A 19,147-nucleotide genomic window follows, 5' to 3' on the forward strand; every position below is an offset into this window, starting at 1 on the left:
ATCAACGTTATACCCGGCGCTCATGCTATCGTTCGCGCCCCCATTGCAGCCTGCCCCGACCCATGGCCCAGATCTCTCGCCCCCTACGCTTGACGTTCTATATCCTGGTTATTCTCGCTGGCACTGCGCTCAGCGCCGGCCTGGCCATGCGCCACGCAGAACGCCAGACGCTGGTGGAAGAAGCCGCCCGGGCCAATGAGCAACTGGGCCTGTACGCCAACTCGCTGCATACCCTGATCGAACGCTATCGCGCCCTGCCGGCGGTGCTGGCGCTGGACCCGGAACTGCGCTCGGCGCTCCAGGGGCCGGTGACCACCGAGACCCAGGACGCGTTGAACCGCAAGCTGGAAAAGATCAATGGCGCCGCCCGCTCCTCGACCCTGGAACTGCTGAACCATGAAGGCCTGGCCGTGGCCGCCAGCAACTGGCGCCTGCCCAGCAGCTACGTTGGCCACAACTATGGTTTCCGCCCCTACTTCAAGCAGACCCGCAGCCAGGGCAGCGGGCGTTTCTACGCGGTGGGCGTGACCAGCGGCATCCCGGGCTATTTTCTGGCCAGCGCGGTCAAGGCCGACAACGAGGACTTCCTCGGGGCCATGGTGGTCAAGCTGGAGTTCCCCGAGCTGGAGCATGAATGGAGCCAGGGCAACGACACCCTGCTGGTCAGCGACGCCCGGGGCATCGTGTTCATCGCCAACCAGCCCGGCTGGCGCTACCGGCACTTGCAGCCGCTGTCGGCCAATGACCTGGAAGAAATCAAGCTCAGCCGGCAGTACGACAAGCAGCCGCTGACCCCACTGCAGCACCAGACGCTGCAACGTTTCGACGACAACAGCAGCCTGGCCCGGGTTGAAGGCCCCGAAGGCAGCGCCAGCTACCTCTGGGAATCCCTGCCGCTGAGCGCCGAAGGCTGGACCCTGCACCTGCTGCGCAAACCACCGAATGCCTTCGAGGAAACCCGCGACGCCGGGCTCGCGGCGGCCGGTGCCTGGCTGACCCTGGTGTTCCTGCTGCTGTTCCTCAGCCAGCGCTGGCGCCTGGGGAAAATCCGCCAGCGCAACCGCCAGGAGCTGGAGCAACTGGTGGAAGAACGTACCCGTGACCTGCGCACCGCCCAGGAAGGCCTGGTGCAGTCGGCCAAACTGGCCGCCCTGGGGCAGATGTCCGCCGCCCTGGCCCATGAAATCAACCAGCCGCTGACCACCCAGCGCATGCAGCTGGCAACGCTCAGGCTGCTGCTGGATCACGGCCGGGTGGAAGAGGCCTACAAGGCCCTGCGCCCGCTGGACGACATGCTGACCCGCATGGCCGCCCTCACCAGCCACCTCAAGACCTTCGCCCGCAAGAGCCCCAGCGGCCTGCGCGAACGCCTGGACCTGACAGCGGTGGTGGATCAGTCATTGCACCTGCTGGAAGCCAGGTTGCGCGCTGAAAACGTCGAGGTGGTGCTGCAACTGACCCGGCCGGCCTGGGTCCGCGGCGACGCCATCCGCCTGGAGCAGGTGCTGATCAACCTGCTGCGCAACGCCCTCGACGCCATGCACGACAAAGCGCATAAGCGCCTGGCGATCAGCCTTGAAGCCGAGGACCAGCTCTGGCAACTGCGGGTGGCCGACAACGGCGGCGGCATTGCCGAGGAACACTTGTTGAGCGTCTTCGACCCGTTCTTCACCACCAAGCCGGTGGGCGATGGCCTGGGGCTGGGGCTGGCGGTGTCCTATGCCATCGTCCACGAACTGGGGGGCCGCCTGAGCGCGGCCAACCAGGAGCAAGGCGCGGTGTTCACCCTGAGCCTGCCCATCGACCTGGAGGCGCATATCCAATGCTGAACTCGGTGATCGTGGTGGATGACGAAGCCAGTATCCGTACCGCCGTCGAACAATGGCTGAGCCTCTCGGGGTTCGAGGTCCGGCTGTTCAGCCGCGCCGAGGACTGCCTGGCGCAACTGCCGAAGAACTTCCCCGGAGTGATCCTCAGCGACGTGCGCATGCCCGGCCTCAGTGGCCTGGAGCTGCTGGCCCAGCTCCAACGCCTGGACCCGGACCTGCCGATCATCCTCCTCACCGGCCACGGCGACGTGCCCATGGCGGTGGAAGCCATGCGCGACGGCGCCTACGACTTCCTGGAAAAGCCCTTCAGCCCCGATACCCTGCTCAGCAGCCTGCGCCGGGCCCTGGACAAGCGCCGACTGGTCCTGGAAAACCGCCACCTGCACCAGCAGGCCGACAGCCGGGCCAAGCTCGACACCACCTTGCTTGGGGTTTCCAAAGCCTTGCAGACCCTACGCCGCCAGGTGCTGGAACTGGCGGCCCTGCCGGTCAATGTGCTGATCCGCGGCGAAACCGGCAGCGGCAAGGAGCTGGTTGCCCGCTGCCTGCACGACTTCGGCCCACGGGCCGGCAAGCCCTTCGTCGCCCTGAACTGCGCGGCAATCCCCGAGCAACTGTTCGAGGCCGAACTGTTCGGCCATGAAAGCGGCGCCTTCACCGGCGCCCAGGGCAAGCGCATCGGCAAGCTGGAATACGCCGATGGCGGCACGCTGTTTCTCGACGAGATCGAAAGCATGCCCCTGGCTCAGCAGGTCAAGTTGCTGCGGGTGTTGCAGGAGCAGAAACTCGAGCGCCTGGGCTCCAACCAGAGCATCAAGGTCGACCTGCGGATCATCGCCGCCACCAAGCCCGACCTGCTGGAGGAGGCTCGGGCCGGGCGCTTCCGTGAAGACCTGGCCTACCGCCTGACCGTGGCCGAACTGCGCCTGCCGCCCCTGCGCGAGCGCCGCGAAGACATTCCACAACTCTACGAACACTTCGCCGAGGCCGCCGCCGAGCGCCTGGGCCGCAGCAGCACGCCCTTGAGCGGCGCTCAGTTGAGCCGCCTGCTCAGCCATGACTGGCCGGGCAACGTGCGTGAGCTGGCCAACGCCGCCGAACGCCAAGTGCTGGGCCTGGGCGAAGCGGAGCTCGATGCGATCGAACCCGGCCAGTCCCTGGCGGCGCAGCAGGAAGCCTTCGAAGCCCAGTGCCTGCGCGCCGCCCTGACCCGCCACAAGGGCGAGATCAAGGCCGTGCTCAACGAACTGCAACTGCCACGCCGCACCCTGAATGAAAAAATGCAGCGTCACGGCCTGACCCGGGAACTGTTCCTCAAGGACAGCTGAAGCAGCAGAAGCAGAAGCAGAAGCGGCAAGCGGCAAGCGGCAAGCGGCAAGCCAAACGCCAAGCTTGCGGCTTGCCGCTTAAAGCTTGCCACTGCCCCCTCTGGCAGATTTCCGCTCATGACATCGCCGCCAATCGGCGGATTTCCGCTCATCATTTTCGCCAACCCCCTCTAGCCCGGGCTTTTCGCCCTTGGCACAGGTCCTGCTATAGCCCCTGCAGGCTGCGCTTGCGCGCACTCCACAAAAACAATGAATAGAAGGATCCGTCATGGATATCTCTAATACCCTGCCTGCTGGGTCGGCGGCTGCGCCCGCCACCGAAAAGACCACCGCCAGCCGTCTGAAGTCGATCTTCAGTGGTTCCGTGGGCAACATGGTCGAGTGGTACGACTGGTACGTCTACGCCGCCTTCTCGCTGTACTTCGCCAAGGTCTTCTTCCCCAAGGGCGACACCACCGCGCAGCTGCTGAACACCGCCGCGATCTTTGCCGTGGGCTTCCTGATGCGCCCGATCGGTGGCTGGCTGATGGGCCTGTATGCCGACCGCAAAGGGCGCAAGGCCGCCTTGATGGCCTCGGTGCTGCTGATGTGCTTTGGCTCGCTGATCATCGCCCTGACTCCGGGCTATGAAACCATCGGCGTCGGCGCCCCCATCCTGCTGGTGCTGGCGCGCCTGATGCAGGGCCTGTCGGTAGGCGGTGAATACGGCACCTCGGCCACCTACCTCAGCGAAATGGCAACCAAGGAGCGTCGTGGCTTCTTCTCCAGCTTCCAGTACGTGACCCTGATCTCCGGCCAGCTCATCGCCCTGGCGGTGCTGATCGTGCTGCAGAACATTCTGACCACCGAAGAGCTGCAATCCTGGGGCTGGCGGATTCCGTTCGGCATCGGCGCCCTGTGTGCCGTGGTGGCGCTGTACCTGCGTCGTGGCATGGAAGAAACCGAGTCCTTCACCAAGAAGAAGGAAAAGCCGAAAGAAAGCCTGATGCGCACCCTGATGCGTCATCCCAAGGAACTGCTGACCGTGGTCGGCCTGACCATGGGCGGCACCCTGGCCTTCTACACCTACACCACCTACATGCAGAAATACCTGGTGAACACCGTCGGCATGAGCATTTCCGACTCCACCACCATTTCCGCCGCCACGCTGTTCCTGTTCATGTGCCTGCAGCCGGTGATCGGTGCGCTCTCGGACAAAGTGGGCCGGCGGCCGATCCTGATTGCCTTCGGCATCCTCGGCACCCTGTTCACCGTGCCGATCCTCACCACCCTGCACACCATCCAGACCTGGTGGGGCGCGTTCTTCCTGATCATGGCGGCGCTGATCATCGTCAGCGGCTACACCTCGATCAACGCGGTGGTCAAGGCCGAGCTGTTCCCCACGGAAATCCGCGCCCTGGGTGTGGGCCTGCCCTATGCACTGACCGTGTCGATCTTCGGCGGCACCGCCGAATACATCGCCCTGTGGTTCAAGAGCATCGGCATGGAAACCGGCTACTACTGGTACGTCACCGCCTGCATCGCCTGTTCGCTGCTGGTCTACGCGACCATGAAGGACACCCGCAAGCATTCGCGGATCGAGACCGACTGAAAACGACAGCGCCCGGGTGCAAGGCCCGGGCGCTTTTTCGCGATCTGTGGGGAGGCGTTCGCCGGCAAGCCGGCGCCTACAGAGGGTGGGCAGGTCAGGACAGTTCGGCAGCGCCTTGGCGCGCGTAGCGGTTCTGCGCCCAGGAAGCGCCAACGATCATCACCAGCAGAATTCCCGCCAGTACCGCCGACGAGCCGATGGTGCCGAAATCCAGCCCGCCCTTTTCATGGGGCTTGGTGAGGAAGTCGCCCAGGGTGGCGCCAAATGGTCGAGTCAGCACGAAGGCCACCCAGAACAGCAGCACCGACGAGAGCCTGGTGAGGTACTTGAGCAGGACCACCACGGCAATGGTCGAGCCGATCAGCAACGCCCCGCCGGCAAAGCCCAGCCCCGAATCGTCCGCCAGGTAATCGCCCAGAGCGGTGCCCAGGGTGTTGGAAAACAGGATCGCCATCCAATAGAACAGCTCGCCGCGAAAGGTCTGGATCTTGTTGACGTTCAGCGAGTCGCCACTCAGGCGCCAGGCGGCGAAGATCGCCAGCAGAATCCCGATCAGGATCAACGAGCCACTGGCATAGCCCAGGCCCAGGGTGCGGTCCATGAAGTCCGACATGGTGGTGCCGGCGGTACTGGTGGAGAGAATCACGATCCAGTACAGCACCGGGTTGTAGGTCTTGGACCACAGCTGGGTGACCAGGGTCAGCAGGAACACGCTGATCAGGATCATCGAGCTGATGGCGTAACCGACATTGAGGGTCATCGACAGCAGATCACCGGCGGTTTCCCCCAAGGTTGTCGCGCAGATTTTCATGACCCAGAAGGCCAGGGTGATCTGGGGAAGTTTGTTCATTGATCAAGGAACTCCAAGGGTCGCATTCGAAATGGCCTGTCGTGGGTTGCAGGCCTGCGCGAAGGCTGAACGCTCGGGAGTGAAAAATAGGTCGGGGCCGAATGAAAAAACCGTTGATGGTTTTTTAAATCCTTTCCTGCCCGTGGACTGGGCAATTAACGATCCGTTAATGCCGATTCCTTAGCCTGCTACTGAATCCAAGTTACGACTTGGTCCGTATCTGTAGTGAGGCCTGAATGCGCTGATCGGCGGTGGGTGACGCCTTCATACACATCGATAAATTCGATTTTAATAAGCATTTATTTGCGCTTTTTAATCAACTTTATCGGAGTAGGATTCACATCAAGCCCAACGCAAACACCTCAACGAACCCGGAGACACCGCCATGAAAACCAAACTGATCCTCGCCCTGACCCTGTCGGTACTGGCTGCCAACACCTTCGCTGCCGACGGTTACGACCGCACCGGTTCCGCCACCCTCGCTGCCGATGGCTACGACCGCACCGGTTCCGCCACCTTCGCTGCCGATGGCTACGACCGCACCGGTTCCGCCACCTTCGCTGCCGATGGCTATGACCGCACCGGTTCCGCCACCTTCGCTGAAGACGGCTATGACCGCACCGGTTCCGCCACCTTCGCCGCCGATGGCTACGACCGCACTGGTTCCGCCACCTTCGCTGAAGACGGCTACGACCGTACCGGTTCCGCCACCTTCGCCGCCGATGGCTACGACCGTACCGGTTCCGCCACCTTCGCCGCCGATGGCTACGACCGCACCGGTTCCGCCACCATCAGTTGATCGATTCACCTGACATCACAGCCCGGCTTCGGCCGGGCTTAGTCTTTTGTGCTCCGCAAACCTCCTCCGCCAGCGGCCTCAAGCGGGTTTGGAGTGCTGGAATTCGAGCAGTGCGCACTGCACTATGGCGCCCTTCACTCGCCCCACAGCAGGAACCTTGAGCCATGTCCGACGATATCCACTTCTACCAACCCGCCCTGGGCCATGGTCTGCCCCATGACCCGTTCAATGCCATCGTCGGCCCGCGCCCCATCGGCTGGATCTCTTCCCAGGATGCACAAGGCCGCCTGAACCTGGCGCCTTACAGCTTCTTCAATGCCTTCAACTACATTCCGCCGATCATCGGGTTCTCCAGCGTCGGGCGCAAAGACAGCCTGAACAACATCGAGGCCACCGGTGAGTTCGCCTGGAACCTGGCCACCCGGCCGCTGGCCGAGCAGATGAACCAGAGTTGCGCCGCGGTCCCGCCGGAGGTCGACGAGTTCGCCCTGGCCGGCCTGACGCCCGTGGCGTCGAAGGTCATCAGTGTGCCGCGGGTCGCCGAGAGCCCGGTGTCCTTCGAGTGCAAGGTCACCCAGATCATTCAATTGCAGCGGGCGGACAAAGAGCTGGTGCCGAGCTGGCTGATCCTCGGCGAGGTGGTCGCCGTACATATCGCCAAATGGCTGCTCAAGGATGGGATCTACGACACCGCCGCGGCAGAACCGATTCTGCGCGGCGGCGGACCGGCGGATTACTTCCAGCTGGGGCCGGAGGCATTGTTCAAGATGCACCGCCCGGGGGCGGTCAAGTAGCGCTGCGAATCAGTCGGCTTTCCAGCTCAATTCGCCGTCCTGATCGACGTCGGCCAGCTGTTCGAGTTGTTGTGCAGCAGCCTGGTCGGCGTCATGAGCGGTCTTGAACTTCTGCTCATCCAGGACTTTGTGAAAACGCGGGGCGCCCGATGCTCCGAGGGCTTTGACGGCGATGGCGGCGCTGTATCCGCCCTCCCCCGGAACCACCGCGGAAACGGCTTCGTAGTGTGCAAACTCTTTGCGTGCCATGTTGCAAGTCCTGGCCAATGAAAAGTCGGCCATTCTAAACCTTCAACTCGCCAGCTTGTGCAGTGGCGCGCGCTGCAGTTGCGCGTATTCGCCATGGGCTTGCAGCGCGGACACCGTGCTGAAGGTATGAAAATCCAGGCTGTTGACCACCAGGTCCTGCACCAGTTCGGCAAAGATCGCCATGGCCGGCGAGCTGAAATAGGCGGTCATCGCCTGCTGGCTGCTCCAGAAACCGGACACCAGCCACAGGTCGGCATCGCACTGCGAATGCTGCAGGGCGAAGTGCAGGCAACCGCTGGCCTGGCGCGACGGTTCGATCAGGCTGCTCAAGCGCGCACCCAGTTCCTTGGAACGCCCGGCCCGGGCTCGGACAAAGGCCATGTGACTGACCGGAATATGCGTGGACATGTGCGACCCTCCCAGGGTGTTGTCGAGGCAGCCGGGGACGGGCTGCGACAGGATCAACGATACGGGGCGTGCCCTTTCGCGCGTTAGTCGATTTCTGCCGTTGATTTGCCCAATCCTGCGACAAGCCGCTTCCTACATCGCTAGGGCGGCGGCATGGGGCAAAAGCGTTACAGCGGTGTTTCAAGCAAGTGAAGCGCCCGAGCGTCGGCGCATCTTGCTTATCGCGCGCGCAAGCAGCAGGATCAGGCAAGTTTTACGCAGGATTCGCCTACCCGCGACTCTTGCACAAACTTAAGCTGTGCCGACTGCAAACACCCCGAGGCGCCCCATGTCATCACTGGATACCCTGCCGCCTCCCCTGGCTCCGGAGATGGAACGCCAGCGCGTGGAACTGGCCGCGATCATTGCGCGCAACACCACCGAAGACGGCAGCTATGCCACCGCCATCGACTCACTGTTCGTCTCGCGCCACAGCACGTCCCATCACTTCGGCTCAGTGCTGGCGCAACCGGCGCTGTGCATCATGGCCCAGGGCCGCAAGGAAGTGCGCCTGGCCGATGAAAGCTACAACTACGACCCGCTGAATTACCTGGTGGTCTCGGTTTCCGTACCGCTGAGCGGCAAGGTGGCGATCGTGTCGCCGCAGGAGCCGATCCTGGCCCTGCGCCTGGACATCGACCCCGGCGAAATCAATGCGCTGATCGCCGATGCCGGCCCCCTGGGCGTACCCACCCGACCCACCGGGCGCGGCCTGTACGTGGAGCGCCTGGACCCGGCAATGCTCGACGCGGTGCTGCGCCTGACCCGCCTGCTGGACACCCCGAAAGACATCGCCATGCTCGCGCCCCTGGTGCGCCGGGAAATTCTCTATCGCCTGCTGCGCAGCCCCCAGGGCCACCGCTTGTATGAAATCGCCACCGCCAACAGCCAGGGCCACCGGGTCAACCAGGCCATCAAGTGGCTCAACGGCAACTTCGTGCACCCGTTGCGCATCGATGACCTGGCCCGGGAAGTCAACCTGAGCGTGTCGACCCTGCACCACCGTTTCAAGGCCATGACCGCCATGAGCCCGCTGCAGTACCAGAAACAGCTGCGCCTGCAGGAAGCACGGCGTTTGATGCTGGCCGAAGGGCTGGAAGCTTCGGCGGCGGGTTACCGGGTCGGCTATGAAAGCCCGTCACAGTTCAGCCGCGAGTACAGTCGGCTGTTCGGCGCGCCGCCGTTGCGGGACATGGCGCGCCTGCGGGTTGGCGGGTAGCTCGGGTTCGCCAGAACACGCCGGCGCCTACAGGGCGCGGATGACGTGCTTGAGTTCCTGGAACGCCTGCAGGCCCCAGGGGCCCAGTTCGCGGCCGATGCTGCTCTGCTTGTAACCGCCCCACGCAGTCTGGGGAAAGATCACCTGGGGCGCGTTGATCCACACCAGGCCGGCCTGCAAGGCATTGGCGACCCGTTCGGCATTGTCCACGTCCGCCCCCACCACACTGGCCACCAGGCCGAACTCGCTGTCATTGGCCAGCGCGATCGCCTCCTGTTCGCTGCTGAAGCTGCGCACGCAAAGCACCGGGCCAAAGATCTCTTCGCGCCACAAGGCGCTGTCCAGCGGCACTTCGGCGAACACCGTGGGCTGGATGAAAAAGCCCTGGATCAATCCGGCCGGACGGCCGCCGCCACACACCAGCCTGGCGCCGACATTCAAGCCACGCTCGATGTGCGCCAGGACTCGCCGGTACTGCGCCTGGTTGACCAGGGCGCCCATGGTCACCTCCGGGTCGCACGGGTCGCCAACCCGAATAACCTCGGCCCGGGCCTTGAGCCGCAAGAGAAACTCATCAGCCAATTCTTGCGCCACCAGCACCCGGCTGGTGGCCGAGCACATCTGCCCGGCATTGAAGAAACCGCCGCCACAGGCCAGCTCCACCGCCAGGTCCAGGTCGGCATCCGCCAGCACCAGCAAGGATGACTTGCCGCCCAGTTCCAGGCTCACGCCCTTGACGGTTTCCGCCGCCCGCTGCATGACCTGGACCCCCACCGCATTGCTGCCGGTGAAGGAAATCTTCGCCACGCGCGGGTCCGCCGCCAACGGCGCGCCCACCGCCAGGCCGGTGCCGCACACCAGGTTGAACACACCATCGGGCAAGCCGCTCTCGGCAATGATCGCCGCCAGCTCAAGCTCCGCCAGCGGGGTCACTTCCGAAGGCTTGAGCACCACGCAACAGCCCGCCGCCAGAGCGGGCGCGAGCTTCCAGGCTGTGGTGACCATGGGAAAGTTCCACGGCACGATCAGCCCGACCACGCCACAGGGCTCGCGTCGCAAGCGGGCGCTGAAGTCGGCGCTGGGCAGCGCCACCTCGGCGTCCTGGGCCCGGTCCAGGCTTTCTGCCAGCCCGGCGTAGTAATCGAAGGTGGCGATCACGTCGTCCACGTCCATCGCGGCTTCGAACCGCGGCTTGCCGTTGTTGCTCGACTGCAAGTGCATCAGGCGCTCACGGCGCTCGGCCACACCGCGGGCAATCCTGCGCAGCACCGCGGCACGCTCGGCCCCGCTGCTTTGCGACCAGCGCACAAAACTCCGGGTGGCGGCCTGTAACGCTTGTTCCACCGCCTCGGCACCGGCCCCCGCTACCTGCGCCAGCGGGGCCTCGGTGACGGGGCTGAGGACCTGTAACAGCTCGCCGCCCGCCGACCATTGGCCGTCGATGTACAGCCCGTTCAAGAGAGGTTGCGCGCTCATGCCGTGACTCCCTGGGTCCAGCGGTTCTGGTCGATCTCGATCAGGGTCGGGCCCTGGCGATCCACCGCCGTGCGCAACGCCGCACGCAGTTGCTCGGCGGTGTCGATGCGCTCGGCCGCGCACCCCAGGCCCTTGGCCACGGCGATGAAATCCGGGGTGTAGATGTCGACGCCCACCGGCTCGATGGCGCGGTTGACCATGTATTTCTTGATCTCTTCGTAGCCCTGGTTGTTCCACAGCAGGACGATGACCGGGGTCTGCGCCTCCACTGCACAGGCCAGTTCCGCGAGCGTGAACTGCAAGCCGCCGTCGCCGATCAGGCAGGCCACCGGCCGGCGCTGGCTGGGCTGCGCGCCGCCACCGAGCCAGGCGCCAATCGCTGCTGGCAAGGCATAACCCAAGGTGCCGTAGCCGGTGGATGAGTTGAACCAGCGCCGTGGCTGCTCGGGGTTGAAGGTCAGGTTGCCGCTGTACACCGGCTGGGTCGAGTCCCCCACCAGGACGATCTCCGGCAGTTCCTCGACCACGGTTTCCAGGAACAGGGTCTGGGCCCGGGTCGCCCGATCCCAGAGCTGGGCCAACTCACTGCGCAGGGTCGCTGCGCGGGCCTGGCCCCAATCGCTGCGGCGCTCCGTCAGTGGCTGCGCGGACAATTGCGCCAGCAGCGCTTGAGCCGCGATCTGTGCGTCGGCCACCAGCGCCACTTTCGGTGGATAGTTGCGCACGGTCTGGTCGGCGTCGATATCGATGCGCAGCAAGGTGCCGGGAATTTCAAAACCGCCGGCGAAGGTCACGTCATAGTCGGTTTCCGCCAGTTCGGTGCCGATGGCCAGCACCACGTCGGCCTCCGCCACCAGGGCCCGGGTCGCCACCAGCGACTGGGTGGAGCCGATCAGCAGCGGATGCGCCGACGGCAGCAGGCCCTTGGCGTTGATGGTCAGGGCCACCGGTGCCTGCAGCCGTTCCGCCAGGTGGGTCAGGGCCTCTGCGGCGTCAATGGCGCCACCACCGGCCAGAATCAACGGCCGCTTGGCGTTGGCCAACAGCTGGCTCATCTGCGCGATGGCCGCCGGGGCGGCGCCGGCACGGGCGATCTGCACCGGCTCGCAAGCCAGCAAGTGGTCGGCTTCCTGGACCAGCACATCGAGGGGAATCTCGATATGCACCGGCCGCGGCCGCCCGGCCTGGAACAGGGCAAAGGCCCGGGCCAGCACTGCCGGCAGCTCGTCGGCGCTCATCAGGGTGTGGGAAAACGCCGCCACGCCACTGACCAGCGCACTCTGGTTGGGCAACTCGTGCAGCTTGCCGCGCCCGCCGCCCAGCTGGCTGCGGGCCTGCACGCTGGAGATCACCAGCATGGGGATCGAGTCGGCGTAGGCCTGGCCCATGGCGGTGGTGATGTTGGTCATGCCGGGGCCGGTAATGATGAAGCACACGCCGGGCTTACCGCTGGTGCGGGCGTAGCCATCGGCCATGAAACCGGCCCCCTGTTCATGGCGCGGGGTGACGTGATTGATCGACGAGCGGGCCAGGCCGCGGTACAGCTCGACCGTATGCACCCCCGGAATGCCGAACACCTGCTCGACGCCATAACCCTCAAGTAACTTGACCAGCACTTCGCCGCACGTCGCCATTTCATCGCCCTTTTTATTGATTGGATACCCGGCGGGCGCTACTGCCGGGCGCCGGGAGAGGGCTATTGGAACGGCGCGCCGGTAGCCGCAACAATGGATAAAAAGTCATACTAGCCATGTCCCCACGTCATGCCTTGGCTATCCATGAAACGCCTTCCCCCCTTGCCCGCGCTGCACACTTTTCTGGTCACCGCCCAGTGCTGCAACTTCACCCGCGCCGCCGAGCAGTTGCACATCACGCAAGGCGCCGTGAGCCGACAGATCGCCGGGCTGGAAAGCCATCTGGGCTATCCGTTGTTCCAGCGCCAGGCCCGCGGCCTGAGCCTCACGGCCGAAGGCTGGGAATGGCTGCCACGGGTACAGCAGGTGTTCGAGTTGATCAATGGCGCGGTGGACGAGATCGGCGGTCAGCAGCGCCACCTGCGGCTCAAGGCGCCGACCTGTGTGATGCGCTGGCTGCTGCCCCGCTTGCTGCAGTGGCAGAAGGAGCGCCCCGAGGTGCCGGTGCAACTGACCACGACCATTGCCCACGGGGTGGATTTCGGCCGCGAGCCGTTTGACGCGGCAGTGATGTATGGCGCGCCGCCGGCCCCGACCCTCGGCTCGCGGCACCTGTTCAATGAACAACTGACCCCGGTCTGCTCCCGGCCGCTGCTGGAAGGCACGGTGCCACTCAAAAGCCCCACCGACTTGCAACAACACCTGCTGTTGCACCCGTCCCACGATCAACGGGACTGGCAGACCTGGCTCAAGGCCGCAGGCACACCACTGAACACTCTGGGCAAGGGCCAGCACTTCGAAACCCTGGACCTGGCGATGTCCGTGGCGTCCCAGGGCACGGGCGTGGCGATTGGCGACTGGGCGTTGATTGGCGATGACCTGAGTGCCGGGCGGCTGGTCATGCCTTTTGAATTGAAGGTGCCCACGGGGCAGGCGTATTACCTGGTGTACCCGGAGCGCCCAGGGCCTTCGGCGGCCCTGCAGGAACTGCTGGACTGGCTGGTGGAGCAGGCCCGACAGCGCTGAATGAGAAAAAACCTGATACCGGCAGACAGCGAAAAGGCCCGCGTGGGGCCTTCGACACTGAGTGCAACACCCCGGTAGCCGACTAGATCAGGCGACTACCGGGGCAATTGGCCGCTAATCAGTAACCAACGGTGAAACGCTGGCGGCGATGAGCCGGTTTTTCCACTTCATCGAGCATGGCGATGGCGTAGTCGGCAAAGCTGATCCAGCTGCGGCCTTCGGCACTGACCAGCAGATCGTCCTGGCCCAGGCGGAAGTGCCCGGTACGCTCTGCCTCGACGAACTCCGCCGACGGCGAGAGGAAGGTCCAGTCCAGATCCTGCTCCTTGCGCAAGGTGTCCAGGTACACGCCACCGGCGCTGGCCTCGGCCTTGTATTCCTCCGGGAAGCCCGGGCTGTCGATGACCTTGCTGCCGCCCGGCAGCAGCAGCGAACCGGCCCCGCCCACCACCAGCAGACGCTTGACCCCGGCCTTCTTCACCGGGTCGATGATGGCATTGGCCGGGATGCTGGAAAAATGCGCGGCACTGATCACCACGTCGTGACCGGCCACTGCCGCCTGCAGCGCAGCACTGTCGGCCACATCCACTTCGCGGGTGACCACGCCGGCACGCTGGCCGATCTTCGCTGTGCTACGGGCGATGGCGGTGACGCTGTGACCGCGACGCAGGGCTTCTTCCAGCAGTTGGCTACCGGCACGGCCGGTGGCGCCAATGATTGCGATGTTGCTCATGATGTGTCTCCAGTTGGCTAAGAGAGTACAGAGGCATCCGCTCCCACAAGGGAGCGGGTCAAACCGGTTTCACCACTTCATTTCGCCCTTGGCAACCTTGGCGCTCAGCTCCAGGGAACTGTCTTCGCCCAGGTCCGGGTAACGCTTCTTCATGGCCGCGATCAGTGCGGCAGAATCCTTGGCCTTGGCCGTCTCTTCGTCGAAGGCCTTGATGTAGTCCGCGGTGAAGTGCACCGGGGCCAGGGTACGGGCGCTGTCACCCAGGAAATGCCCGGGAATCACGGTCTTGGGTTTCAGGCCATCGATGGTCTTCAGGGTGCTCAGCCAGTCCGTATGGGACTGTGGCGTCTGGGTATCGGCCATCCACACGTGGATGTTTTCCGCGACCACCACGCCACCGACCACCGCCTTGATCGACGGGATCCAGACAAAACTGCGGTCCGGCTGCTTGCCGTCCAGGCCGATGACTTCGAGCTTCTGCCCTTCCAGGGTCAGGCTGTGGCCCTTGAGCACGCCGGGCACGATGGTCTTGGCCGGCACGTCAGCGCCCATTTTCGGGCCCCAGAACACCAGCTTGCCGTCCACCGTGGCCTTGATGTGATCCACGGTCGGCTGCGAGGCCACGACCTGGGCGTCGGGGAAGGCGGCGGTCAGGGTGTCGAGGCCGAAGTAGTAGTCCGGGTCACCGTGGCTGATGTAGATGGTGGTCAGGTGCTTGCCACTGGCGCGGATCTTGTCCACCAGTTGCTGGGCCTGGGACTTGCCGAACTGCGCGTCCACCAGGATCGCGTCCTTCTTGCCGCTGACCAGCACCGACGTCACCGGGAAGATGGCATTGGCGCCCGGGTTGTAGACATCCAGCTGCAGGCTGGGCTCGGCGGCCGCGGCATGGGCGGCAAACCCCAGAGTGGCGGTGGCCAGCAGCAAGCGTTTGAGTGAAGTGAATCCGATCATGGGGGCAGCTCCGGCGTCTGTTGACTGGGTGGGAAGTGGACAAAGCTTAGTTGCCAGACTCGTTACAAAAAATGCGATGCTTGAACATAGTTTGTTTCTGAAAGCGGGCAAATTATGGATCGTCTCCAAGCAATGCGGGTCTTCGTTACCGTCGTCGACCTGGGCAGCCAGTCGGCTGCCGCCGACCACCTGGACCTGTCGCGTCCCGTGGTTTCACGGTATCTGGCGGAACTGGAAGACTGGGTTGGCGCCCGGCTGATGCACCGCACCACGCGCAAGCTCAGCCTGACTGCCGCCGGCGGCGAGATCCTGCCCCGCTGCCGGCAGATGCTGGAGCTGTCCAACGACATGCAGGCCGCGGTCGGCGAACCGGACGACGCGCCTCGCGGCCTGCTGCGCATCAGCGTCAGCACCTCGTTCGGCCAGTCACAACTGGCGGACGCCGTGGCCGACTACGTCAAGCGGTACCCGGGGGTCAGCATCGACCTGCAGATGCTCGATCGCACGGTAAACCTGGTGGATGAGCGCATCGACCTGGCGATCCGCACCAGCAACGACCTGGACCCGAACCTGATCGCCCGGCGCCTGACGGTGTGCCGCTCGGTGATCTGCGCTTCGCCGGCCTACCTGCTGGAGCATCCGGCGCCCCAGCGGGTCGAAGAATTGAGCCGGCACAACTGCCTGACTCACTCCTACTTCGGCAAGAGCCTGTGGCACTTCGAACAGGACGGTGAACAGGTATCGGTGCCGGTACAGGGCAACATCAGCGCCAACGAGGCCAGTACCCTGCTGCGCACCACCATGGCCGGCGCCGGGATCGCCATGCTGCCCAGCTACCAGGCGGGCGAGTACATCAAGCGTGGTGAACTGGTGCGCCTGCTGGCCCACGCCGAACCACGCACGATGAACATGTACGCGGTCTATGCCTCGCGCAAGCACATGCCGGCAACCTTGCGCAGCATGCTGGATTTCCTGGTCCTCAGGTTTCCCCAGGAACCGCGCTGGGACGAAGGTTTGTAGGGCGTCGCACGCCGCTGGTCGGCCGCTCGATCCAACTGCTGAATACCTTGCCAACCAGGCGGGGCGCGGGTCTGGCAAGCCCCCACAACTGACCTATGCTGATAACAGTACCCCCTTAAACCAAGGGGGTATTGGTTCAGAGGTCGTTGCCATGAACGTCAAGACAAGAAGGTACCTGGCCATCTTCATGACCTGCTCGGTGACCCTGGCGCTGTACGGTACTGCCGCTTATCGCGTGGAGCAGGCCCGCATGCAACCGCGCAACTACGCCAGTTGCAACCTGGAACGCTGCATGCCCCACAACGCCACCTTGAACGCCCTCAGGTGAGCGACAACGAATCGCCATCGCCGGTCTGATCGGCTTTCAGGCGGTCCCTGAAGACCTTGGGCGAGATCCCCACCCGGCGCCGGAACAGCCGGGTGAAGTTGGTGGGGTCGGAAAAGCCCAGGTCAGCGGAAATCTCGTAGATGGTCATCCCGGTGTAGGTCAGCAGGCGCTTGGCTTCCAGCAACTGGCGCTCGTGCATGATCTGCAGCGCCGGCTGCCCGGCCAGTTCACGGCAGGTGCCGTTGAGGTGCGACACGGAAATCCCCAGCTTGTGGGCCAGCTCCTCGACCTTCATATGCTCGCGGTAATGGGCCTCCACCAATTGGATGAAGCCATTGAAATACTCCCGGGCGCGATGCGGGCGACGGCTGGCACTGCTGAGCTGCAATGCCTGGCGCCCGACCCAGACCACGATGCTGCTGACCAGCGCATGCATGAGCATTTCCCGAGCAGGTTGCTGGCCCTGATACTCATGCTGCAGGGCAGCGAACAAGCCGTTCAGGTATTCCTCATCCGCTCCTGCCGGATACCCCGCGGACTTCGCCAGGGTGCTTTGCGCCTGCCCCCATTGGGCTTGCAGATGGGCGACCAGAGGCACGGCCAGCGTCACGATGTAGCCTTCGATGTCTTCAGAAAAACGAAAGCCATGCACCGATAGCGGCGGCAGGACCTGGACCATCGATTCGCCCAGCAGCGTCCGCTGGCCCTCGACTTCCAGCTCGGCCTGGCCACGGCGCACAAACAGCAGCTGGCACAGGTCGGCATGCCGATGCGGCTTGATTTCCCACTGGTGCTCGCGGCTGCGCTGGTTGATGGGTTCGCAGTGAAGCAGGTCCGGAGTGGGCCAGTCCTGGCTCTCGCCATAGAGTTTGAACACCGGAATCGACGCAAGGGCAGGCTTGTTCATCACTACGGTCCAGGCCTCAAGTGACGGGGGATGTGGGCACCGATGAGCGATCAATCTGCAGACGCCGCGAGTGCCCTTCAATAAACGGGCGCACCCGGGACAAATGCAAGCACCGGCAACACAAGAAAACATTGATCCGGCCAGCGTTCGAAGCACCGCCAGCGGCTGGACACTATACAGAATGCGTCCCATTACCAGCGAATCACACGTAACAAAAGATGCACTCGCGCGGCGCCCCAAATCTTCGCGCAGCAGCGATTCCCCCAGTAAAGCCCAGATGAAATATCCCTGGCGACTTCCTTGTATGGCTATCTAGTAGGCTCCTATCCAGTACACTGACGCCCATCTCCACCGACCCTGTTCCGCCGGGTCATTCTCTGCCCGCAGGTTCTTCCGTGCCCCACCCTCAACAGCCTGGCCCGCCCAAACCGGCCATTCGCAGTGTGCTGATCGCCCTGATGCTGGCGATCTTTCTCGGCGCCCTGGACCAGACCATCGTCGCGGTCTCCATGCCGGCCATTTCCGCTCAGTTCAAGGACGTCGGCCTGCTGGCCTGGGTGATCTCCGGCTACATGGTGGCAATGACCGTGGCAGTCCCCATCTACGGCAAGCTTGGCGACCTCTACGGACGCCGCCGCTTGATGCTGTTCGGCATGGGGCTGTTCACGCTGGCATCGCTGTTCTGCGGCCTGGCGCAAAACATGGAGCAACTGGTACTGGCGCGGATTTTCCAGGGAATCGGCGCCGGCGGCATGATCTCGGTGAGCCAGGCGATCATCGGCGACATCGTCCCGCCCCGGGAGCGCGGCCGCTACCAGGGCTACTTCAGCAGCATGTACGCGGTGGCCAGCGTCGCCGGCCCGGTGCTCGGCGGCTACATGACCGAATTCCTCTCCTGGCGCTGGGTGTTCCTGATCAACCTGCCCCTGGGCCTGGGCGCCTGGTGGGTGGCGCACCGCACCCTGATCGGCTTGCCGGTGCCACAGCGCAAGCCGGTCATCGACTACCTCGGCACGGTGCTGATGATCATCGGCCTGAGCGCCCTGCTGCTGGGCATCACCCAGGTGGGCCAGGGGTACTCCTGGCGCAGCGCCGAAGTGCTCGATCTGCTGGCCATCGCCGTCATCGTCCTGGCGCTGTTCGCCTGGCATGAACGCCGGGCCCGGGAGCCTCTGCTGCCGATGCACCTGTTCACCAACCGCAACGCGCTGCTGTGCTGGTGCACGATCTTCTTCACCAGCTTCCAGGCCATTTCACTGATCGTGCTGATGCCGCTGCGCTTCCAGAGCATCACCGGCGCCGGGGCCGACAGCGCCGCCCTGCATCTGCTGCCATTGGCCATGGGCTTGCCGATGGGCGCCTACTGCGCCGGACGCCTGACTTCGGTGACCGGGCGCTACAAGCCGATGATCCTCAGTGGCGCGCTGCTGATGCCGCTGTCGATCCTCGGCATGGCCCTGGTCCCGCCGCAGTCGGTGGTGCAGAGCAGCCTGTTCATGCTGCTCTGCGGGATCGCCGGCGGCATGCAGTTCCCGACCTCCCTCGTGGGCACGCAGAACTCGGTGGAACAACGGGATATCGGGGTCGCCACCAGCACCACCAACCTGTTCCGCGCGCTTGGCGGCGCGGTGGGCGTGGCGCTGATGTCGGCGTTGCTGCTGGCCCTGCTGCAAGACTCCAGCCTGGCGCATTTGAGTGGCGCTGGGCTGATGGGGGAAGGAACCTCTGGCAATGCCTTGCTCGACGGCCTGAATGCAGCCCCCGGCCCGGCGCGAGATGCCCTGCGGGCCGAGTTGCTGCTGACCTTCCAGCATCTGCTGTTGGTCAGCGCCGGGGTTTCCCTGCTGGGGCTGGCAGCGGCGATCGCCATGCCCAATCGCCTGCTGCGCGGTCGTGAAGACAAGGCGCGCTGACTCGGCCGAGCGCTCACCGATGAAGCCGTTGGCGCACGCTAAACCTTCAG

The 19,147-nt window shown here is 64.4% G+C and carries 18 protein-coding genes; 10 read left to right on the top strand and 8 right to left on the bottom strand.

Features of this window, described 5'->3' with window-relative positions; translation table 11 throughout:
• Positions 1-62 precede the first annotated feature (62 nt).
• From LXM55_RS11145 to LXM55_RS11155, 3 genes are all read left to right on the top strand, one after another.
• Positions 63-1,829, top strand: coding sequence for an ATP-binding protein (locus LXM55_RS11145; protein WP_233320412.1), 1,767 nt, complete (start codon positions 63-65; stop codon positions 1,827-1,829).
• Positions 1,823-3,157, top strand: coding sequence for a sigma-54-dependent transcriptional regulator (locus LXM55_RS11150; protein WP_233320413.1), 1,335 nt, complete (start codon positions 1,823-1,825; stop codon positions 3,155-3,157). The genes LXM55_RS11145 and LXM55_RS11150 overlap by 7 nt, the downstream gene beginning before the upstream one ends.
• 268 nt (positions 3,158-3,425) lie before the next feature.
• Positions 3,426-4,748, top strand: coding sequence for an MFS transporter (locus LXM55_RS11155; RefSeq protein WP_233320414.1), 1,323 nt, complete (start codon positions 3,426-3,428; stop codon positions 4,746-4,748).
• A gap of 94 nt (positions 4,749-4,842) precedes the next feature.
• On the opposite strand, the gene LXM55_RS11160 is transcribed toward LXM55_RS11155, so the two are convergent.
• Complete coding sequence (locus LXM55_RS11160; RefSeq protein ID WP_233320415.1) at positions 4,843-5,598, bottom strand: COG4705 family protein; 756 nt, start codon at positions 5,596-5,598, stop codon at positions 4,843-4,845.
• Between the two features lie 385 nt (positions 5,599-5,983).
• On the opposite strand from LXM55_RS11160, the gene LXM55_RS11165 reads away from it, so the two are divergent.
• Positions 5,984-6,397, top strand: a complete 414-nt coding sequence (locus LXM55_RS11165; protein WP_233320416.1) for a heme utilization protein — start codon at positions 5,984-5,986, stop codon at positions 6,395-6,397.
• Positions 6,398-6,561: 164 nt separating this feature from the next.
• The gene (locus LXM55_RS11170; protein WP_233320417.1) at positions 6,562-7,191 is read left to right on the top strand and encodes a flavin reductase family protein; all 630 of its coding nucleotides are present in this window, start codon (positions 6,562-6,564) and stop codon (positions 7,189-7,191) included.
• A gap of 9 nt (positions 7,192-7,200) precedes the next feature.
• Here LXM55_RS11170 and LXM55_RS11175 read toward each other — a convergent pair whose 3' ends face one another.
• Positions 7,201-7,473 (bottom strand): hypothetical protein, encoded by a 273-nt coding sequence (locus tag LXM55_RS11175; protein WP_199010218.1) that lies wholly within the window; start codon positions 7,471-7,473, stop codon positions 7,201-7,203.
• A gap of 9 nt (positions 7,474-7,482) precedes the next feature.
• A complete protein-coding gene (locus LXM55_RS11180) occupies positions 7,483-7,848 on the bottom strand; it encodes a putative quinol monooxygenase (protein WP_233320418.1) in 366 nt (121 codons plus the stop codon).
• A gap of 328 nt (positions 7,849-8,176) precedes the next feature.
• On the opposite strand from LXM55_RS11180, the gene LXM55_RS11185 reads away from it, so the two are divergent.
• Positions 8,177-9,106 carry an AraC family transcriptional regulator gene (locus LXM55_RS11185; protein ID WP_233320419.1) on the top strand — a complete coding sequence of 310 codons (930 nt, stop codon included), beginning with the start codon at positions 8,177-8,179 and terminating at the stop codon, positions 9,104-9,106.
• A 27-nt stretch (positions 9,107-9,133) separates the two neighbouring features.
• On the opposite strand, the gene LXM55_RS11190 is transcribed toward LXM55_RS11185, so the two are convergent.
• Together LXM55_RS11190 and LXM55_RS11195 are read right to left on the bottom strand one after the other, a co-directional pair.
• Positions 9,134-10,582, bottom strand: a complete 1,449-nt coding sequence (locus tag LXM55_RS11190) for an aldehyde dehydrogenase family protein (protein WP_233320420.1) — start codon at positions 10,580-10,582, stop codon at positions 9,134-9,136.
• Positions 10,579-12,216: a 5-guanidino-2-oxopentanoate decarboxylase gene (locus LXM55_RS11195; RefSeq protein WP_233320421.1), complete on the bottom strand. Its 1,638-nt coding sequence runs from the start codon at positions 12,214-12,216 to the stop codon at positions 10,579-10,581. Before LXM55_RS11195 ends, LXM55_RS11190 begins: the two co-directional genes overlap by 4 nt.
• 144 nt (positions 12,217-12,360) lie before the next feature.
• On the opposite strand from LXM55_RS11195, the gene LXM55_RS11200 reads away from it, so the two are divergent.
• Complete coding sequence (locus LXM55_RS11200) at positions 12,361-13,242, top strand: LysR substrate-binding domain-containing protein (RefSeq protein ID WP_233320422.1); 882 nt, start codon at positions 12,361-12,363, stop codon at positions 13,240-13,242.
• 118 nt (positions 13,243-13,360) lie between these two features.
• Here the strand turns inward: LXM55_RS11200 and LXM55_RS11205 are convergent, their stop codons facing one another.
• Positions 13,361-13,975 carry an NAD(P)-dependent oxidoreductase gene (locus LXM55_RS11205; RefSeq protein ID WP_233320423.1) on the bottom strand — a complete coding sequence of 205 codons (615 nt, stop codon included), beginning with the start codon at positions 13,973-13,975 and terminating at the stop codon, positions 13,361-13,363.
• A 69-nt stretch (positions 13,976-14,044) separates the two neighbouring features.
• The gene (locus LXM55_RS11210; protein ID WP_233320424.1) at positions 14,045-14,929 is read right to left on the bottom strand and encodes an MBL fold metallo-hydrolase; all 885 of its coding nucleotides are present in this window, start codon (positions 14,927-14,929) and stop codon (positions 14,045-14,047) included.
• 114 nt (positions 14,930-15,043) lie between these two features.
• Here LXM55_RS11210 and LXM55_RS11215 point away from each other — a divergent pair, with 114 nt between their 5' ends.
• Together LXM55_RS11215 and LXM55_RS11220 are read left to right on the top strand one after the other, a co-directional pair.
• Positions 15,044-15,949 (top strand): LysR family transcriptional regulator, encoded by a 906-nt coding sequence (locus tag LXM55_RS11215; protein ID WP_233320425.1) that lies wholly within the window; start codon positions 15,044-15,046, stop codon positions 15,947-15,949.
• Positions 15,950-16,100: 151 nt separating this feature from the next.
• Positions 16,101-16,277 (top strand): hypothetical protein, encoded by a 177-nt coding sequence (locus LXM55_RS11220; RefSeq protein WP_233320426.1) that lies wholly within the window; start codon positions 16,101-16,103, stop codon positions 16,275-16,277.
• Here the strand turns inward: LXM55_RS11220 and LXM55_RS11225 are convergent.
• A complete protein-coding gene (locus tag LXM55_RS11225) occupies positions 16,270-17,184 on the bottom strand; it encodes a helix-turn-helix domain-containing protein (protein WP_233320427.1) in 915 nt (304 codons plus the stop codon). The genes LXM55_RS11220 and LXM55_RS11225 overlap by 8 nt on opposite strands.
• 395 nt (positions 17,185-17,579) lie before the next feature.
• Here LXM55_RS11225 and LXM55_RS11230 point away from each other — a divergent pair, with 395 nt between their 5' ends.
• Positions 17,580-19,097, top strand: a complete 1,518-nt coding sequence (locus tag LXM55_RS11230) for an MDR family MFS transporter (protein WP_233320428.1) — start codon at positions 17,580-17,582, stop codon at positions 19,095-19,097.
• The last annotated feature ends 50 nt before the right edge of the window (positions 19,098-19,147 follow it).

The sequence above is a fragment of the Pseudomonas sp. Au-Pse12 genome, from assembly GCF_021341665.1.
In the GTDB taxonomy this organism is placed as follows: Bacteria; Pseudomonadota; Gammaproteobacteria; order Pseudomonadales; family Pseudomonadaceae; genus Aquipseudomonas.

Excerpts from the sequence above, each read along its gene's own strand:
- LXM55_RS11155 (WP_233320414.1), top strand. The coding sequence starts at position 3,426 with ATGGATATCTCTAATACCCTGCCTGCTGGGTCGGCGGCTGCGCCCGCC.
- LXM55_RS11190 (WP_233320420.1), bottom strand. The coding sequence starts at position 10,582 with ATGAGCGCGCAACCTCTCTTGAACGGGCTGTACATCGACGGCCAATGG.
- LXM55_RS11215 (WP_233320425.1), top strand. The coding sequence starts at position 15,044 with ATGGATCGTCTCCAAGCAATGCGGGTCTTCGTTACCGTCGTCGACCTG.
- LXM55_RS11200 (WP_233320422.1), top strand. The coding sequence starts at position 12,361 with ATGAAACGCCTTCCCCCCTTGCCCGCGCTGCACACTTTTCTGGTCACC.
- LXM55_RS11175 (WP_199010218.1), bottom strand. The coding sequence starts at position 7,473 with ATGGCCGACTTTTCATTGGCCAGGACTTGCAACATGGCACGCAAAGAG.
- LXM55_RS11225 (WP_233320427.1), bottom strand. The coding sequence starts at position 17,184 with ATGAACAAGCCTGCCCTTGCGTCGATTCCGGTGTTCAAACTCTATGGC.
- LXM55_RS11150 (WP_233320413.1), top strand. The coding sequence starts at position 1,823 with ATGCTGAACTCGGTGATCGTGGTGGATGACGAAGCCAGTATCCGTACC.
- LXM55_RS11195 (WP_233320421.1), bottom strand. The coding sequence starts at position 12,216 with ATGGCGACGTGCGGCGAAGTGCTGGTCAAGTTACTTGAGGGTTATGGC.
- LXM55_RS11180 (WP_233320418.1), bottom strand. The coding sequence starts at position 7,848 with ATGTCCACGCATATTCCGGTCAGTCACATGGCCTTTGTCCGAGCCCGG.
- LXM55_RS11145 (WP_233320412.1), top strand. The coding sequence starts at position 63 with ATGGCCCAGATCTCTCGCCCCCTACGCTTGACGTTCTATATCCTGGTT.
- LXM55_RS11170 (WP_233320417.1), top strand. The coding sequence starts at position 6,562 with ATGTCCGACGATATCCACTTCTACCAACCCGCCCTGGGCCATGGTCTG.
- LXM55_RS11210 (WP_233320424.1), bottom strand. The coding sequence starts at position 14,929 with ATGATCGGATTCACTTCACTCAAACGCTTGCTGCTGGCCACCGCCACT.
- LXM55_RS11220 (WP_233320426.1), top strand. The coding sequence starts at position 16,101 with ATGAACGTCAAGACAAGAAGGTACCTGGCCATCTTCATGACCTGCTCG.
- LXM55_RS11185 (WP_233320419.1), top strand. The coding sequence starts at position 8,177 with ATGTCATCACTGGATACCCTGCCGCCTCCCCTGGCTCCGGAGATGGAA.
- LXM55_RS11160 (WP_233320415.1), bottom strand. The coding sequence starts at position 5,598 with ATGAACAAACTTCCCCAGATCACCCTGGCCTTCTGGGTCATGAAAATC.
- LXM55_RS11205 (WP_233320423.1), bottom strand. The coding sequence starts at position 13,975 with ATGAGCAACATCGCAATCATTGGCGCCACCGGCCGTGCCGGTAGCCAA.
- LXM55_RS11165 (WP_233320416.1), top strand. The coding sequence starts at position 5,984 with ATGAAAACCAAACTGATCCTCGCCCTGACCCTGTCGGTACTGGCTGCC.